A 17,618-nucleotide genomic window follows, 5' to 3' on the forward strand; every position below is an offset into this window, starting at 1 on the left:
CTAGTTATTGTTTAATACACGAAGGCTTAAAAGCAGGGCTGTAATACTCCGAGCCTCACAGAAATCGAGATGTGTTAACAGTTCTTCGGCTTGAGCAAGTGGCCAGCGCACAATATCGAGAGGCTCTGGCTCATCACCTTCTAGCTTTTCTGGGTAGAGGTCTTCTGCAATAAACAGCGTCATTTTGCTAGAGAAGTAAGAGGGTGCAAGGATCACTTCCTTCAGCGGAGTAAGCTTGTTGGCACCGAAGCCTATCTCTTCTTTGAGTTCGCGAACGGCGGCTTCGTTTGGCTGCTCACCTGGATCAATCAGCCCTTTTGGAAAGCCAAGTTCGTAGCGTTCAGTTCCCGCTGCATATTCACGTACTAATAGAATATCGCCTTGCTCAGTAATAGGAACCATCATCACTGCGTTGCGCCCGCTGGGCTTCATGCGTTCGTAAGTGCGCTCTTCGCCGTTTGAAAAGCGTAAGTCGAGAGACTCGATAGAGAATAGTCTTGATTGAGCGACAGTTTGTTTAGCCAAAATCTCTGGCTTGGTCCTTTTCGTCATTGCGCTCGCTCCTTAGCTCATTGGAATTCTTTCTTATAAAGTCATTCTAATATAGGGGAAATGACCTTGAGTTCCTAGATCCGAGTTTTCATATCCGAAAATTATTGAAGCAGGAATCGATTACGATCACTTGAATACCTTACTCAAGATGGTAACGAGGTGAAAATATGGTTGTATAGCAAGAGAGTATAGAGAGAACGCGATAGTCCTAACTTGCTTATCCACATAACAAAAAAGGTTGATGCTTGCGCATCAACCTTTCAAATAACAACTAACACTAAATCAGTGATTAGTAGTAAGAGTGCTCACCACGATCGTGTTCAGTTGCATCACGAACCGCAGTCAGTTCACCTTCGAATTGTTGAAGAAGTTCTTTCTCGATGCCTTCTTTTAGCGTTACATCAACCATAGAACAACCGTTACAGCCGCCACCGAATGCAACGATAGCAGCACCGTCTTCAGTGATTTCTACCAAGCTAACGTGACCGCCGTGACCAGCAAGCTGTGGGTTCACTTGAGTTTGGATTGCGTATTCAACGCGCTCTAGAAGTGGTGCATCGTCTGATACTTTACGCATCTTAGCGTTTGGTGCTTTAAGTGTTAGTTGAGAGCCCATTTTGTCAGTAACGAAGTCAATTTCAGCTTCATCTAGGAACGGTAGGCTTAGCTCATCAACGTAAGCAGAGAAAGCGTCGAAAGAAAGCTTAGTGTCAGACGCTTCGATAGCATCTGTTGGGCAGTAAGAAACACCACACTCAGCGTTTTGTGTGCCTGGGTTTACCACGAACACACGAATGTTTGTACCTTCAGGCTGCTGTGACAGCAGATTGGCAAAGTGAGTTTGAGCTGTTTCTGTAATAGTAATATTTGACACGACGAATACCTGAGTAGATTTGTAGGTTATTAGCGCCATTCTACTCCTGTCAGATTTGTAATTCAGCCCTTTTTTGTTGGATTGCTGTACAAGTGGCGATTCACAGCTTTTATCCAGAGGGCTCAGGAGTGCGGCAGATGCAGTAAATATCAATCCTTTTCACGTCCACTTCAAGTAGTAATTGGCATAATTGATACACAGTACTGCCGGTGGTTACAACATCATCAATTATCGCGACGTGAGAAGGGACAGTTCCTTGAAAGTCTTGTTTTCGAAGCGTAAAAGCGCTCTTTAGATTAAGTAAGCGTGCGGATTTAGTCAGCCCTTGCTGAGAAGCGGTTGAGCGAATTCGACGGAACAGTACCTCATCTTTAACGCCAAGTTCTTGAGCTGTGTAATTAGCAAGCAGCTGACTTTGATTAAAGCCACGATGAATATATCGACGCCAATGCAGCGGTACGCTGGTGATCAGCGGAGCAGGGTGCTCGATACGTGAAGCCAATAACTTTGACAGATCGCGTGCAAACCAAAACTTATCGGCGTACTTCATTTGTTGAATGTAACGTGCTGTTGGAAAGGTGTAATCCCCAACGCAATAGAGACGATGCCAAGGTGGAGGTTGAGATAAACACTGTCCGCACTGCTCTACTGTGAGCAGTGTTTTTAAACCACATCGTTGGCAGCGAGGAACTGACTCAAAGAGATTAAGACAAGAATCACACCATCGAGGGTGAGCATCGCTATGCGACTTATCTAGCTTGCACAGGTGGCATTGAGGTGTGACCAGACGTGGTGTGTGTTTTTGTAGCCAATCAGATAACATAGCTCGTGATGCTTTTGGGTTAAGGTGTTCCTTTTACTCACCATACTGAAAAGCACAGATAATCGCCGATGAAAAAAGTAGGGAATATTGAGAATGAGTGACGGGTTATATTGGCATGTTTCTGGGCAAGGGCCTGATTTAGTACTGGTTCATGGCTGGGGAATGAACGGTGCGGTGTGGCAACAAACCGTTAATGTATTACAAGCTGATTTCCGAGTGCATGTTGTCGATTTACCAGGATATGGACACAGCGCACACTGCCACGCTCAAGATCTTGAAGAGATTGCTCAGCAGCTGTTGGCCGAAGCGCCTAAACAAGCTATTTGGGTGGGTTGGTCACTGGGTGGTTTGGTCGTAACGCACATGGCTCTCCATCACTCAGACTACGTGAGTAAGCTGGTGACTGTCGCCAGTTCTCCTAAATTCTCGGCCTCAAAAGAGCCAGTGTTATGGCGAGGCATTCAGCCAAACGTATTAAGCGCATTCACCGAACAACTGGTTGAAGATTTCCAAACCACCATCGAACGCTTTATGGCATTGCAAGCTATGGGTAGCCCTTCAGCAAGACAAGATGTAAAACAGCTCAAGCAAGCGGTGCTGTCTCGCCCATTACCGAACCCTGATTCATTATTAGCAGGACTAAAGATGCTGTCGGATGTCGACCTGCGTGAACAACTGCCTGAGATTTCAGTACCAATGTTGCGCTTGTATGGCCGATTAGATGGATTGGTGCCAATCAAGGTTGCGAAAGACTTGGGCGTAGCCTTGCCTCATACCGAGCAATATATCTTTACTCAGTCTTCACATGCGCCGTTTATGACCGAAGCCGATGCCTTTTGCAGTGAACTGGTTAGCTTCGCGCAAAAATAATCGCTAAATTTATATCCGGCTTGGTCGATATATAAGCTAATACCAATCACAGTAAGTAAGTGTTCAAAAATAGCGTAGGTAAAAGGCTTGAGAACAAGGCAGCTTTTTTTTGACAAGTAGTTTCGATAAGTAGTTATTCTACAATCAAAAAATCTAACGCCGTTATCGAGTATTTTAACAAGCTAGGATGATCAGTTATTTACTACGATTGGTATAACACCAACGTGTTGCTTGATACTCAGACCTAACTCTCTCCTGAGCTGATTGCGGTAAGTTGGGCTATGCCTGTTGTGCTGACTCACAGTACAACAGCGTTATAGCAATAACGATGGGCGATTCTTGAGGAGTTCGCGATGATTGTGTCACCTGCAACTGCAGTGAGTGTGCCACTTATCGCCCCGTCCGTTAATGTGCAAACAGAGCAAGTTGCGCGTGATAATAGAGTTCGAGAGCCTGTTGCTCCCGCAGTAGCGTTGGCGAAAACCAATGCAGAGCGAAAGGTAAAGTCGGACGATAAGCGAAGGCAGCAGTCGGCTTGGGATCCTTCAGACCATCCTGGTTATGAAATGGAGAACGAGTCAGAGGCCAATTCGATTAGCCAAGAAGAGTCACAAGATCCTTTTGATAGGCTGTTCAGCTTGTTGGCACTGAGAACTTACAGTGCTGACCAAGGAAAGGGCTATACCATGCGTTTTCGCCTGCCAAAGCATGTTTTAGATGCGGCGATTCAGGAGGGACAGATGGAGAAACGACGTAAGGTCATAAAATATCATTATGGTCATGCTGTTGCGCCTCATGCTCCATCAGAGATGCTAGTTGTTTTGTAAAACGATCGTGTTGTGATTAGAACGCGCAGAATACAACCAAGCTTCGATGTCTTTTTTGAACACATAATAAAAACCTGCATACCCTAAGGGATGCAGGTTTTCTGTTTTAGGCGATTCAGTTTTTCAGATACGCTAACGGATTATTTTTTCGCTTTAGCAAAAGCAGCGGCAAAAGCACCACCCATCGCCGCGTTTTGCTGCGGTTCCTCACGGCGGCGTTGTCCACCTTGTGAATTTTGATTCGGGCGGTTTTGCGTGCGAGATGCACTTGAACGTTGCGCGCGGTTGTCTTGTCCCGGCTCGTCTTTCATACGCATGCTTAGTGCAATACGTTTACGCTGAACATCTACTTCCATCACTTTCACTTTCACGATGTCACCCGCTTTAACCACTTCACGTGGGTCAGAGACAAAGCGATCGGTGAGCGCTGAAATGTGCACTAAGCCATCTTGGTGAACACCAATGTCAACGAAGGCACCAAAGTTAGCAACGTTCGACACCACACCTTCTAGAATCATGCCTGGTTCTAGGTCTGAAACGCTGTTTACGCCATCGGCGAAGGTTGCAGTCTTGAACTCAGGGCGAGGGTCGCGTCCCGGCTTATCCAGCTCCTTGATGATGTCGGTGACCGTTGGTACACCAAAGTTTTCATTGGTGTAATCAACCGCGTGTAAACCACGTAAGAAGTCGGTGTTACCCACCAGAGATTTGATGTCTTTGTGGTTTTTCTCAGCGATAGTTTTCACTACTGGGTAAGCTTCTGGGTGAACCGATGATGCATCTAACGGGTTCTTACCATCCATAATACGTAGGAAACCAGCACACTGTTCAAAGGCTTTTGGCCCCAAGCGAGCGACTTTCTTAAGTGTAGTACGAGCTTCGAAGCGACCATTCTCATCACGGAAATCCACGATGTTTTGAGCGATGGTGCTAGAAAGGCCAGCTACGCGAGTCAGTAGCGCGGCAGACGCGGTATTCACATCAACACCTACGGCGTTTACACAGTCTTCGACAATCGCATCTAGACGCTTAGCAAGCATAGTTTGGCTCACATCGTGTTGGTATTGGCCCACACCGATCGATTTAGGGTCAATCTTCACTAGCTCTGCCAGTGGATCTTGCAGACGACGAGCAATAGACACCGCACCACGAATTGATACATCCATGTTCGGGAACTCTTTTGCAGCTAGTTCAGACGCGGAATACACCGATGCGCCCGCTTCGCTAACAATGATCTTTTGCGCTTTTAGGTTGCCGCGTTTAATTACGTCAGCCACAAAGCTGTCGGTTTCGCGTGAAGCCGTACCGTTACCAATCGCAATCAAATCAACATTGAATTGACGAACCATCTGCTCAACCACGTGTGCCGATTTGTCGTATTGCTTTTGAGGTGGGTGAGGGTAAATCGTTTCTGTTGCCAAAACCTTACCGGTTGAATCCACGACAGCGATTTTCGAGCCGGTACGTAAACCCGGGTCCAAGCCTAAGGTTGCTCGAGGACCAGCTGGCGCTGCCATGAGTAGGTCTTTTAGGTTGGTTGCAAATACTTCAATCGCTTCGATCTCAGCACGCTCTTTCATCGCGCCCATCAATTCGGTTTCCATGTGCATCGAAACCTTGATGCGCCATGCCCAGCTAATCACTTGCTTACGCCAAGCATCCGCAGGTGCGCTGCTTAGGGTAATACCGTAGTGATCAGAGATGATGTTCTCACAGTAAGAACCACGCACACCTTCTTCTTGCTCTGGGTCTGCGTTCATTGCCAGCGTTAGGAAGCCTTCATTACGGCCACGCAACATGGCAAGTGCACGGTGAGACGGTACTTTGCTCAGAGCTTCGTTATGCTCGAAGTAGTCTTTGAACTTCTCACCTTCGTTCTCTTTGCCTGCCACAACACGAGCACCAAGCTCTGCATTGCGGTTTAGGTGTTGGCGAATCTTTTCAAGCAGGTTTGCGTCTTCCGCAATGCGCTCCATGATGATCGCACGTGCGCCATCCAGTGCAGCTTTGGTATCGGCAATGCCTTTATCGTTGCTGATGAAGTTAGTGGCTTCCGTTTCCGGATCGTGCTGTGGTTCATTCCATAACGTATCGGCAAGTGGCTCTAAGCCCGCTTCAATCGCGATCTGACCTTTGGTACGGCGCTTTGGTTTGTAAGGCAGGTATAAATCTTCTAGGCGAGTCTTGCTGTCTGCCTGAGTGATATCACGCTCGAGTTCTGGCGTGAGTTTACCTTGGTCTTGAATCGACTTAAGAATCGTTTGGCGACGATCGTCTAGCTCGCGTAGGTAAGAAAGGCGGCTATCAAGGTTACGTAGTTGGGTATCGTCTAAGCCACCCGTAACTTCTTTACGGTAGCGGGCAATAAAGGGAACGGTATTACCGTCGTCAATTAGGTTTACTGCGGCAGTGACTTGCTCAGAACGGACATTCAGTTCTTCAGCGATCAGTCGACAGATAGCTTGGCTCATCCGATGAATCTCTTATTTAATATCATGACAAATACATGGGGGTGAGCGTACTCTTTTTCTAGCTTTGACTGTGTAATTATCCTGTCAGAAGTCGAATTTCCGTTTGTGATACCCGCTTTGTGCGAGATCTCTTACAAGTGATGTGAGACTAAGTCACTTTAAACCGATGAAATCGTCTTAATATTAACTTAAGTTGCTGATTTTATTATGTTGAGTGTTTGCGGGTATATTTCTCACCTGAAATGTTTTTTGGGACTATCTAGGAAACTCGCCCAATTGCCGTAATATTTAACTTGTCGACAGGGAGTTGGCAGGAACAGGAAAAAGCCTAATGGACTAGGTATCTTCAGGATGAAGATTTGATTACTTAGGATGAGTGGTCAGCAAGGAAGTAACAATCTCTGGATGAGATTCGCCAGTCAGGATGACAGGCTAGAATGGACACCGCTAGGATGGCGATGAACAAAAAGGAAATTGGTTAAAGGATTTAGCCACTATCAAGGAAAGATGCAGGGAGCACCTTATCTCGAAGAGATAAACAGTAGCCGGATTGCTGCGATAGAGACTTAACCCCGTCAGGCGAAAGCCTAGCGGGGTTTTCTTTTATCTGGAGTTTGGGTTTGCTTGAACACTCAGCTCATTGCTAAGTGTATATTAGGTTTGGTTATTGATTGTCTGCGTAGCGAATCGAGTTAATGAACCACTCTTTGTCACCTTCCGGTGTGGTTACCGTAAACTCCTCATCCACTTCTTTCTTGAGCAGAGCTCTAGCCATTGGCGAGTCGATAGAGATATAACCTTTAGCATCGCCGTAGATCTCTTCAGGCCCAACAATGCGAAACTTCTTAGTTTCCCCATCATCATTCTCAATTTCGACCCAAGCACCGAAAAATACCTTACCTTCTTGTTGTGGCGAGTAATCCACGATCGTGACATCCGGTAGGAACTTTCTTAAGAAACGTACTCGGCGATCAATCTGTCGAAGCAAACGCTTATTGAAGGTGTAATCTGCGTTTTCTGAACGATCTCCAAGGCTTGCAGCCCAAGTGACTATCTTGGTGATCTCTGGACGTTTCTCGTGCCATAAGTGGTCATGTTCTGCTTTGAGCTTGTTATAACCTTCTCGAGTGATAAGTTTGGTTTTCATAAATCTGACTTAATGAAATGATGATCTAAGATAGAATATATAGAAAGGCAACATACGTTAACAATTATTTAGGCGACTTTTTCTCCAATAATGTTACATTTTTAATGTCTTATACCAATATACAATTTACCAAGAATGCTTAACCTTAGGTTGAAGCTTTAATAGGTGGAACCATTACATGCAAGAAAACTACAAAATTTTAGTGGTCGATGACGATGCTCGTTTACGTGCACTGTTAGAACGCTATCTGTCAGAGCAAGGCTTTCAAGTGCGTAGCGTGGCAAACAGTGAGCAAATGGACCGCCTGTTAACCCGTGAAAATTTTCACTTGATGGTATTGGATTTGATGTTGCCGGGCGAAGATGGCCTATCTATTTGTCGTCGTCTACGAAACGCAAACAACTCGCTACCAATCCTGATGCTTACTGCAAAGGGTGATGAAGTGGATCGCATTGTGGGCTTGGAAGTGGGGGCTGATGATTACCTGCCAAAACCATTTAACCCACGTGAACTGCTTGCTCGCATTAAAGCGGTACTGCGTCGCCAAGTAATTGAAGCACCAGGTGCGCCAAGTACAGAAGAGTCTGTGGTTGAGTTTGGTGAATTCCGCCTAAACCTAGGTACACGTGAAATGTTCCGTGGTGAAGAGCCAATGCCGCTTACTTCTGGCGAATTTGCAGTACTTAAGTCACTAGTAACCAATGCGCGTGAGCCAATGTCTCGCGATAAGCTGATGAACATGGCTCGTGGCCGTGAGTATTCAGCGATGGAACGTTCTATCGATGTTCAGATTTCGCGTCTGCGTCGTCTAGTGGAAGAAGATCCAAGTAAACCTCGTTACATCCAAACGGTGTGGGGCTTGGGTTATGTGTTCGTTCCAGATGGCAAAGCTGTGTAGTCCAGCTTTATAAGCTCTATAACTGCTTTACCGATTCTGTGAATCTTACGGGTCATCTCATTAATATGCGATGGCCCGTTTTGTATTCAGCACAATGGTTTAGGGTTATAGTCATATAACATCTTCTTTATCTTTCTACATCTTGGGTACCCTATGCGCATACGTAGCTCCTTTACTCAGTCGATAGTGCTTTTCTTAACGCTATTGGTTGCTAGCCAAATTTTTTCTTATTACGCAGTGTTTAACTATGCATTGATGCCGAGTTTGCAGCAGTTTAATAAGATTCTGGCGCATGAGTTAAACCTAGTATTAGACCAAGGCAGTGATATCGAGATTGATGCGCCATTGCGTCAGCGTGTACTTGAACAACTCGGGGTAACCGTTCACGCGAAAAACAGTGAAGCGGCGGGTGAGTATTACCACGCGGTTGCGATTGACTTGATGAGCGAGGAGATGACCAAAGAGCTAGGCTCTGAAACCGAAGTACGGTTGATTCTGGGTAAAGAGAGCTATGTGCTGTGGATGGACATTGCGCAGCTGCCCAACTCTCTGATTCGTATTCCTCTTTCTGAGTTGCAAGAAGAAGATTTTGCACCACTATTTCGTAACAGTCTGATCATGGCGTTGTTGATTGTCGTAGGTGGTTGGTTGTTTATCCGCTTACAAAACCGGCCGTTGATAGCGCTAGAGAAAGCCGCGCAAGGTGTCGGGCGCGGCGATATTCCACCGCCATTGCCGGTTCAAGGTGCGCAAGAAATTCGCTCAGTAACACGAGCTTTCAATCAAATGTCGAAAGGCATACAAGAATTGGAAGAAGACCGCGCTTTGTTGATGGCAGGAATCAGTCATGATTTGCGTACTCCGTTAACGCGTATTCGCTTAGCAACCGAGATGATGTCGCCAGAAGACAGCTACTTAGCGGAAGGCATCATCAGTGATACCGAAGAGTGTAACGAGATCATCAGTCAGTTCATGGATTACCTAAAGCCTGTTGACAGAGACTCATTCCAAGCGGTGTTTGTCGATGATATTGCGCGAGAAGTCTCTAGCTCTGAAGGTGGCTATGAGGTCCAGATTGAAACCGATATTCCAGAAACCATGAAACCTGCGTTGGGCAACCCGATCGCAATGAAGCGTGCAGTGAGTAACTTGGTGGTGAACGCGCTGCGCTATGGTAATGGCTGGGTGAAGGTATCGACCGGCATGACGGCGGATAACAAGTTAGCTTGGGTTACGGTAGAAGATAATGGTCCGGGTATTCCACAAGACCAGATCGGTAAGTTGTTTGAACCCTTCACACGTGGTGACACGGCTCGTGGCAGCGAAGGTACGGGCTTAGGTTTAGCGATCGTGAAACGTATTGTCAGCCAGCACCAAGGTGCTGTAGTGGTCAATAACCGCAGTGAAGGTGGCTTAAAAGCGCAGATCAGTTTCCCTGTGAAACCTTAGGCTTGGGCTATACGCACTAAAAAGGCTTCCTTGAGGAAGCCTTTCTACGTTTTAAGCGGGAATATAATGGCTAATTACGCCTTTGAGTAAACATCGCGTTCACCCAACCAACGGTTGATGATCGCCTTAGCATTGTCTGGGTAGCTATCGTGAATATGACGCGCAATACGCTGCACTTCAGGTATCAAACGTTGGTCACGAATTAGATCGGCGATCTTGAAATCAGCCAAGCCAGTTTGTTTGGTACCGAGCAATTCACCGGGGCCACGGATTTCTAAGTCGCGCTGTGCAATCACAAAGCCATCGTTACTTTCACGTAGCACACCTAGGCGTTTCTGAGCGGTTTTAGACAGCGGAGAGTGATACAACAATACACAATGACTTGCGACCGAACCTCGGCCGACACGGCCACGCAGTTGGTGCAGTTGCGCTAGGCCAAGACGTTCTGGGTTCTCGATGATCATTAAGCTCGAATTCGGAACATCCACGCCCACTTCAATCACGGTTGTCGCAACCAATAGATGCAGCTTGTTCTCTTTGAACTCTCGCATCACCGCTTGTTTCTCGGCGGGTTTCATACGGCCATGGACTAAACCAATTTTTACGTCAGGCAGTTTGCGTTGTAGCTCTTCTGCTGTATCAGCTGCAGCTTGAGCTTCCAGTACTTCCGATTCATCAATCAGCGTACATACCCAGTAGGCTTGTTTGCCTTCATTGAGACACGCATTTTTCACACGTTCAACAATGTCATCGCGCTTGGTATCAGGAATTGCCACGGTTTGAATTGGGGTTCGTCCCGGTGGCAGTTCATCAATAATCGAAGTTTCGAGGTCGGCATAGGCCGTCATTGCTAACGTTCGTGGGATTGGGGTAGCGGTCATGACCAACTGATGGGGGTAGTAGCCTTGCTTTGCGCCTTTCTCACGTAGCTCTAATCGCTGGTGGACACCAAATCGGTGTTGCTCATCAATGATCACTAAACCAAGGTTTTTGAACTCGACATGCTCTTGGAACAGCGCATGAGTACCGACCACCATTTGCGCTTCGCCACTGGCAATACGTGTTAGTTCAGTTTCACGAGCTTTGCCTTTGAGCTTACCTGCTAGCCATCCAACTTGAATACCCATTGCCTCAAACCAGTTGGCAAAGTTAATCGCGTGTTGTTCTGCGAGTAGTTCAGTGGGTGCCATAAGTGCTACTTGTTGACCGTGTTCCAATGCGCGAACCGCCGCCAGTGCAGCGACTAAGGTTTTACCAGAGCCCACATCACCCTGCACTAAACGCATCATAGGATGCGGCTTTTCCAAGTCAGCTTCGATCTCTTTGGTCACTCGTGCTTGGGCATTGGTTGGTGAAAACGGCAGCTGAGCCAGTAGCTTATCTTTAAGGGTGTTTACTGGAGGAAAAGGCATTGCCTTGTCTTGCTGCCCTTTGCTACGAACAGACAACATAGACAGGTTTTGAGCCAGTAACTCTTCCATAATTAGGCGCAGTTGCGCAGGGTGCTTGCCTTCATCAAACAGCTCTAGGTCAATGCCCGGGGGCGGCCTGTGAATGGTATGCAGTGCTTGTGCGAGGGTAATTTGGTGGTCGTATAAACCGGATGGGAGAAGCTCGTTAACTGCGGCCTTGTCGATTAACTCTAAAGCTTGATCGGTAAGATTACGCAGCGTGACTTGTCTTAGCCCTTCGGTGGTTGGGTACACCGGAGTCAGATTGGCTTCAACGTCTGGCTGTTGCCTCGGCGCAAAGAATTTGTAGTCAGGATGGACGATCTCAAGCCCCATATTACCGCGCTTGATCTCACCATAAGCATGCACTTGTTTGCCTTCGGCAAAGTTATTCTTCATGCCTGCAGTGAAGTTGAAAAAACGTAGGGTAATAGTGCCATTACCATCACTGATCTTTACTGCGAGCATCTTACGTTTGCCGAAAATGGTATCGACGTGCATTACCTTGCCTTGCACTGCTGCCCATAAACCAGCATGCAGTTTTACGATGGGATAGATACGCGTTCGATCTTCATAGCGCAAAGGCAGGTGAAACAGCAGGTCTTGTACATTGTTAAGCCCAACCTTCTCTAGTTTCTCTGCGACTTTAGCGCCGACTCCAGATAAAGAGTTGAGAGGGATAGCAGATAAAAGCTGTGACATAACAAGGCTCATAAACGTAAGAGAGATAATCTATTCAAGCATTTTACTGGATTTTTGTACAGGATAAAGCGTAAGAGCAGATTAGGAGCAGATGCGGGATGCGGGTAAACGAGACACGAAGGAATGAAGAGCAGATACGGGGTACGAGTAAACGAGATACGAAAAGATTAAAAAAGATGTGGAGCCAAGATGGTGAGTCACGAAGTCTTTTGCTCTTCGCATCTCGCCATCTCGAATCCCTCATCTTTACTTTGATCAGTTCTTACGACGTCTTACTTTCAGCGCGTGTGGCATCACACGTAGCTTTTTCATAATACTTGCAAGGTGAACACGATCTTTGGTGGTCAGCAAGATAGTCACTGTGTACAGGCGTCCATCACGTTCTTCGGTTGAAATACCGTGAATGTTAGAGCCTGTTTTTGAGATAACGTTAGTTAACTCAGCCAGTGCACCTTGGTGGTTCTGCAGATCAACCTGAAGTTCAGCGGTGAACTCTTGGTCGTAATCGTCAGACCATTCAACCGCCATGTATTTGTCTGGTTCTTTCTGGTAACCACGAACGTTTGGACACGTTTCACGGTGAACCACAAGGCCACGACCTGGCGATACATGGGCAATGATGTGATCATCTGGAATCGGGTGACAACAGTTAGCGAACGTCAGTAGTAGACCTTCAGCACCACGGATCGGAAGTTTCTTCCTCGGTGTGTCACTGTTGTTTTCTACTTCAGTCAGTTCGTCAGCATCACCAAGCAGACGACGAGCAATGACGATACTCATCAGCTCACCAAGACCAATCGACGCCAGTAAGTCTTCAACGCTTTCTAGGCGTAAGTCAGACAATACATGGTCAATATTCTCTTGGCCGATATCGGCAATAGAACGTTCGCCAAGTGCGTGATTAAGTAAACGACGACCTAGCGTAATCGACTCTTCGCGGCGCATCGTTTTTAGAACCTGACGGATTTTAGTACGTGCGCGTGAGGTCACTACGTAGTTGAGCCATGCTGCATTCGGACGTGCGCCCGGAGCACTGATGATCTCAATAGTTTGACCGTTCTTCAGCGATTTGCTGAGTGGGTAAGGGTTCATGTCTACACGAGCACCTACACACATGTTGCCGACATCGGTATGCACCGCGTAAGCAAAATCGACCGCTGTTGCGCCTGCCGGAAGCTCGACAATGCGCCCCTTCGGCGTGAACACGAAGATCTCATCTGGGAACAGATCAGACTTAACGTTTTCAATGAATTCGAATGAGTTACCCGCGCTTTGTTGCAGCTCAAGTAAGCTCTGCATCCAACGTTGTGCTTTAACCTGTGCGGTTGTGCCATTACTGCTGCGTGAGCCGTTGCCTTTGTAAGACCAGTGCGCTGCGACACCTTTGTCTGCCATTTGATCCATATCTTCAGTACGGATCTGAACCTCAACTGGCACTCCGTGAGGGCCGATCATTGACGTGTGCAGAGATTGGTAGCCGTTGGCTTTTGGTACCGCAATGTAATCTTTCATGCGGCCAGGGCGAGGCTTGTACAGGCTGTGAGCCTGACCAAGTACGCGATAACAAGTATCTGGGGTATCAACCACGACGCGGAAAGCGTAGATGTCCATAATGGTGTGGAAGCGCTGCTCTTTAGTTTTCATCTTGTTATAGATGGAGAACAGGTTCTTTTCACGACCAAGTACGCGAGCAGGCAAACCGACTTCTTCAAGGCGGCCCTCGATTTCGCTATGGATACGTTGGATCATCTCCTTACGGTTACCACGCGCAGCTTTCACTACGTTTTTAAGTACGCGATAACGGTTAGGATAAAGGGCTTCAAATCCCAGCTCTTCTAGTTCGGTCTTGATGTTATGAATACCAAGACGGTGAGCTAGCGGAGAATAAATCTCGAGGGTTTCACGAGCAATACGACGCTTTTTATCAGGACGAAGAGCCCCAAGTGTACGCATGTTGTGAGTACGGTCAGCTAATTTGATCAAGATAACGCGGATGTCTTGCACCATGGCGAGAACCATCTTGCGGAAGTTCTCTGCTTGCGCTTCTTTGCGATCACGAAATTTAAGCTTATCCAGCTTAGATACACCATCAACCAGTTCAGCAACAGTATTGCCAAATTGAGCTTCTAGCTCCTCTTTTGTAACTTCAGTATCTTCAATTACATCGTGGAGTAGGGCTGCTTGCAGGGTTTCGATATCCAGACGCATTTCTGCCAGGATTCTTGAAACAGCAACAGGGTGGATTATGTATGGTTCACCCGTTGAACGGGTTTGCCCTTCATGGGCGTTTCTCGCTACCACATAAGATTGACGCAGAGCCTCAATTTGAGGCTCTGTTAGGTATTCTTGGGCAACGTCTTTGAGGCTATCGAATAGATACAAATTAAAGGCCCGGAAGGTTAATTAGTTCGAATGACGCTTTTAACGAGTGTGAGCGATGCTGCTTACTGCTGCAAGTTCAGCCGCTTCTTGCTCTTGTTGCTCTTGACGCTCACGAGCATCTAGTACGTCTTTAGTGATAAGACCTTCTTCGATTTCGCGAAGAGCGATAACCGTTGGCTTATCGTTTTCTTCAGGCACTAGTGAATCTTTACCGCCAGTTTGCATTTGACGTGCGCGGCGAGCCGCAATAAGAACTAGGTCGAAACGGTTGCCAACTTTTTCAACAGCGTCTTGAACAGTTACGCGTGCCATGAGGACTCCAAATAGTAATTAACTAATAAATTTTTGATGACGAGAAAGTATACAAGTTTAACTAGAGACTTTCTAGATCACCGTATACTTATCTCAATGGAAAATCTAGGGGATCTAGATTATTCCGCTAATAAAGCAGTAAGCATGCCGCTGTATTTCGCTGCTTGCTTATCTTCTTTTAAACGCTCCGCACGAATGATAGCTCTGAAGTCCATTAGGGCTGCATCAAAGTCATCATTCACGATCACATAATCATATTCTGCATAGTGAGAAATCTCTGATTTTGCTTCGCTCATGCGTTTCGCAATAACTTCGTCGCTATCTTGACCGCGAACATTCAAACGACGCTCTAGCTCACCATTTGATGGTGGAAGAATGAATACACTCTTCGCTTGAGGCATTTGTTCACGGATCTGACGAGCGCCTTGCCAGTCGATATCTAGGAATACATCGATACCGCGGTCTAGGTTTTCTTCAATCCAAACGCGTGAAGTACCGTAGTAGTTGCCGAACACTTCAGCGTACTCTAGGAACTCACCTTTACCAATAAGATCTTCGAAGTGATGTTTTTCTACAAAGTGGTAGTGAACACCATTCTCTTCACCAGGGCGCATACCGCGAGTGGTGTGTGAAACAGATACCTTCATTGCGTAGGTTGGATTGGTTTCTAGCATTGCTGAGATCAAGCTCGACTTACCTGCGCCACTAGGTGCAGATACGATGTAAAGAGTACCTTTGCCCATCTGTATATTTCCACTGTTGGTTGGATTGAGTGAAGGCAATAGACCTACACTATAAAAGATAGCACTGACTCTAATTGTTGTTCCGTTGGTTACGTCTATAAAGAGATAACGAGTAAAACTAATAGAAGCAACTGGTGAAAATTAGGTCAGAAAAATGGAGGCGAAGAGTAGCATATTTAGATGATTGAGAACAACTGGCTTGATCGTTATTTATTGGCGAATGATCTTCATGAGGATCTTTACATAAATGCTATGGTTCGTCTTCTTCACTTTTTTATGTGATCTGGACAAAATTTGTTGAAGTTTTAATCTCAATCCTTACAATCCGCGCAAACGATTAAATGCTGTATATATCTAGTGATATGGACTAGATGTTTCTACTACCGAGCCTATCTTGGTAACTACAGTTTTTAGTGTAGAGACCTCTCTATTCTCACAGCATTTGAATCCCTAAATTCTTAATTTATTGCATAGGTTTTGTTGTGAATACCGATTCCACCCTAAAAGCCCAGAACTCTTCTGGCTCACTTGATTCGTTGTTTAAAATCACTGAACGAAAAACCACGATTGGCACCGAGCTATATGCAGGTTTCATTACTTTCTTGGCGATGAGTTATATTCTGGCGGTTAACCCGGCGATTTTGGGTGGTATTCCTGGTATGGATAAAGGTGCTGTGTTTACTGCAACAGCACTTGCTGCGGCTATTTCGACCCTAATCATGGGCATTTGGGGCAATTATCCAGTGATGCTGGCTCCGGGCATGAGCATGAATGGCTTCTTCAAAGGCCTGCTATTGAGTGGTTCTGTTGCCGTGCTTTGGAATGAAGCGCTATTTGGTATCTTCCTTTCTGGTATTTTGTATCTCGCGTTCTCACTGACCAATATTCGTAAATCGATGATTGAGTCGATTCCTGAAGACTTAAAGTTGGCGATTACCGTATCTCTCGGCTTGTTCATTGCTTTCTTAGGCCTTAAGAATGCAGGCATCATCGTTTCTAACCCATTCGTATTGGTTGGCTTAGGTGACATTTCCGATCCAAAAGTGATTATCGCTTACGTGAGTATCTTCATCGCACTGGGTTGTATGGTTCGTGATATTAAGTTGGCGACATTCATCTCGTTCGTTTCAGCTATCGTGTTGACCATTCTTGCTGACGTATTCATGGGAACATCAAACGCGCCAATTCCAGAGCAGCTAGTTGCGATGCCGCCAAGCATGGCAGGCAGCTTCGGCGCTATCTTTGATTTCTCGGCTTTCACACCTGAGAAAATGTTCGACCTATTATTCATCGTGCTTATCTTCCTGATTGTCGATTTCTTCGATGGCTTGAGCACGATCGTTGGTGTTGGCCGCGATGCAGGAATCATTGATAAAGACGGTAAGGTGCCAAACGCGAAGTCGGCTCTAGTGGCTGATGCAGGCGGTACTGTGATTGGCTCTATTCTGGGTACAACGTCGATTACGGCTTTCTCTGAGTCAGGTATTGCGTCTTCTCAAGGTGCGAAAACGGGCTTAGCGGCAGTGATGGTAGCAGGTTTGTTCCTAATCTCGCTCTTCCTATACCCAATCTTCTCTATCTTCTCGGCAGCCATGGTTGCGCCGGCGATGGTAGTCGTAGGTATCTACATGGTAGGTCGCCTTGGTCAGATCAACTGGGAAAAGAAAGAGTCTCGCATTGCGGCTTTCTTCACCATAATGTTCACTGTTTTAAGCTTCTCTCCAGCAAACGGTATGGCTATGGGCTTCATCAGCTACGCATTTACGATGGTTGTGGCAGGTAAGCGCAAAGAAGTACACCCGCTGATCTACGGACTGTGTGTGGTTTTCTTGACTTATTTGATTCTGCTTTAAAGCTAATTAGCTACTATTAAGTAAAAGATCAATAGATGGCTCTACAGTGAATGTGGGGTCATTTTTGTATCTGTTGCTTCTATAAAACGTGTGCAATCGATGGTGTTATCCGATAGAGAGTACGCGACTTATATTGATGCATGCTATTGTAGAGACTGGATTAATTATTTTTTGAAGAGTGACTATGCCTTCTCATTTACCCAAATCTTTTAGGGCGTGTTGATCTTTCGTGAGTGTTTTTTGAACAGCATGGTAAAGAGTTAT

The 17,618-nt window shown here is 46.3% G+C and carries 14 protein-coding genes and 1 riboswitch; of the genes, 5 read left to right on the forward strand and 9 right to left on the reverse strand.

Going from position 1 to position 17,618, the window contains the following annotated elements:
- The 3 genes from nudE to ACED45_RS09420 all read right to left on the reverse strand — a co-directional run bounded on the left by nudE (position 1) and on the right by ACED45_RS09420 (position 2,249).
- A complete protein-coding gene (nudE, locus tag ACED45_RS09410; RefSeq protein ID WP_017062476.1) occupies positions 1-552 on the reverse strand; it encodes an ADP compounds hydrolase NudE in 552 nt (183 codons plus the stop codon).
- A gap of 289 nt (positions 553-841) precedes the next feature.
- Positions 842-1,426, reverse strand: coding sequence for a Fe-S biogenesis protein NfuA (nfuA, locus tag ACED45_RS09415; RefSeq protein ID WP_146491982.1), 585 nt, complete (start codon positions 1,424-1,426; stop codon positions 842-844).
- Positions 1,427-1,535: 109 nt separating this feature from the next.
- Entirely contained in the window at positions 1,536-2,249 is a 714-nt protein-coding gene (locus ACED45_RS09420) for a ComF family protein (protein WP_327785008.1), read from the reverse strand.
- Positions 2,250-2,342: 93 nt separating this feature from the next.
- On the opposite strand from ACED45_RS09420, the gene bioH reads away from it, so the two are divergent.
- Both bioH and ACED45_RS09430 read left to right on the forward strand, forming a co-directional pair.
- The gene (bioH, locus tag ACED45_RS09425; RefSeq protein ID WP_371713853.1) at positions 2,343-3,119 is read left to right on the forward strand and encodes a pimeloyl-ACP methyl ester esterase BioH; all 777 of its coding nucleotides are present in this window, start codon (positions 2,343-2,345) and stop codon (positions 3,117-3,119) included.
- Positions 3,120-3,472: 353 nt separating this feature from the next.
- Complete coding sequence (locus tag ACED45_RS09430; RefSeq protein ID WP_146491984.1) at positions 3,473-3,946, forward strand: ATP-dependent Lon protease; 474 nt, start codon at positions 3,473-3,475, stop codon at positions 3,944-3,946.
- 140 nt (positions 3,947-4,086) lie between these two features.
- Here ACED45_RS09430 and ACED45_RS09435 read toward each other — a convergent pair whose 3' ends face one another.
- Positions 4,087-6,417: a Tex family protein gene (locus ACED45_RS09435; protein WP_371713854.1), complete on the reverse strand. Its 2,331-nt coding sequence runs from the start codon at positions 6,415-6,417 to the stop codon at positions 4,087-4,089.
- Between the two features lie 664 nt (positions 6,418-7,081).
- On the reverse strand, positions 7,082-7,564 hold the full coding sequence (gene greB / locus ACED45_RS09440) for a transcription elongation factor GreB (protein ID WP_371713855.1): 483 nt from the start codon (positions 7,562-7,564) through the stop codon (positions 7,082-7,084).
- A 178-nt stretch (positions 7,565-7,742) separates the two neighbouring features.
- On the opposite strand from greB, the gene ompR reads away from it, so the two are divergent.
- Positions 7,743-8,462: an osmolarity response regulator transcription factor OmpR gene (gene ompR, locus ACED45_RS09445; RefSeq protein WP_008218409.1), complete on the forward strand. Its 720-nt coding sequence runs from the start codon at positions 7,743-7,745 to the stop codon at positions 8,460-8,462.
- 153 nt (positions 8,463-8,615) lie between these two features.
- Positions 8,616-9,911: a two-component system sensor histidine kinase EnvZ gene (envZ, locus tag ACED45_RS09450; protein ID WP_048661311.1), complete on the forward strand. Its 1,296-nt coding sequence runs from the start codon at positions 8,616-8,618 to the stop codon at positions 9,909-9,911.
- Positions 9,912-9,985: 74 nt separating this feature from the next.
- On the opposite strand, the gene recG is transcribed toward envZ, so the two are convergent.
- The 4 genes from recG to gmk all read right to left on the reverse strand — a co-directional run bounded on the left by recG (position 9,986) and on the right by gmk (position 15,501).
- On the reverse strand, positions 9,986-12,064 hold the full coding sequence (gene recG, locus ACED45_RS09455; protein ID WP_017066313.1) for an ATP-dependent DNA helicase RecG: 2,079 nt from the start codon (positions 12,062-12,064) through the stop codon (positions 9,986-9,988).
- A gap of 255 nt (positions 12,065-12,319) precedes the next feature.
- Positions 12,320-14,446, reverse strand: coding sequence for a bifunctional GTP diphosphokinase/guanosine-3',5'-bis pyrophosphate 3'-pyrophosphohydrolase (spoT, locus tag ACED45_RS09460; RefSeq protein ID WP_371713856.1), 2,127 nt, complete (start codon positions 14,444-14,446; stop codon positions 12,320-12,322).
- Positions 14,447-14,485: 39 nt separating this feature from the next.
- Complete coding sequence (rpoZ, locus tag ACED45_RS09465) at positions 14,486-14,758, reverse strand: DNA-directed RNA polymerase subunit omega (RefSeq protein WP_009848003.1); 273 nt, start codon at positions 14,756-14,758, stop codon at positions 14,486-14,488.
- Positions 14,759-14,877: 119 nt separating this feature from the next.
- Complete coding sequence (gmk, locus tag ACED45_RS09470) at positions 14,878-15,501, reverse strand: guanylate kinase (protein ID WP_048661314.1); 624 nt, start codon at positions 15,499-15,501, stop codon at positions 14,878-14,880.
- Positions 15,502-15,825: 324 nt separating this feature from the next.
- A riboswitch (purine riboswitch) is annotated at positions 15,826-15,925 on the forward strand.
- A 58-nt stretch (positions 15,926-15,983) separates the two neighbouring features.
- Between gmk and ACED45_RS09475 the strand changes: the two genes are divergently transcribed.
- Entirely contained in the window at positions 15,984-17,354 is a 1,371-nt protein-coding gene (locus tag ACED45_RS09475; RefSeq protein ID WP_371713857.1) for an NCS2 family permease, read from the forward strand.
- Positions 17,355-17,618: the final 264 nt, after the last annotated feature.

The organism is Vibrio crassostreae, from assembly GCF_041439375.1.
GTDB lineage: Bacteria > Pseudomonadota > Gammaproteobacteria > Enterobacterales > Vibrionaceae > Vibrio > Vibrio crassostreae_D.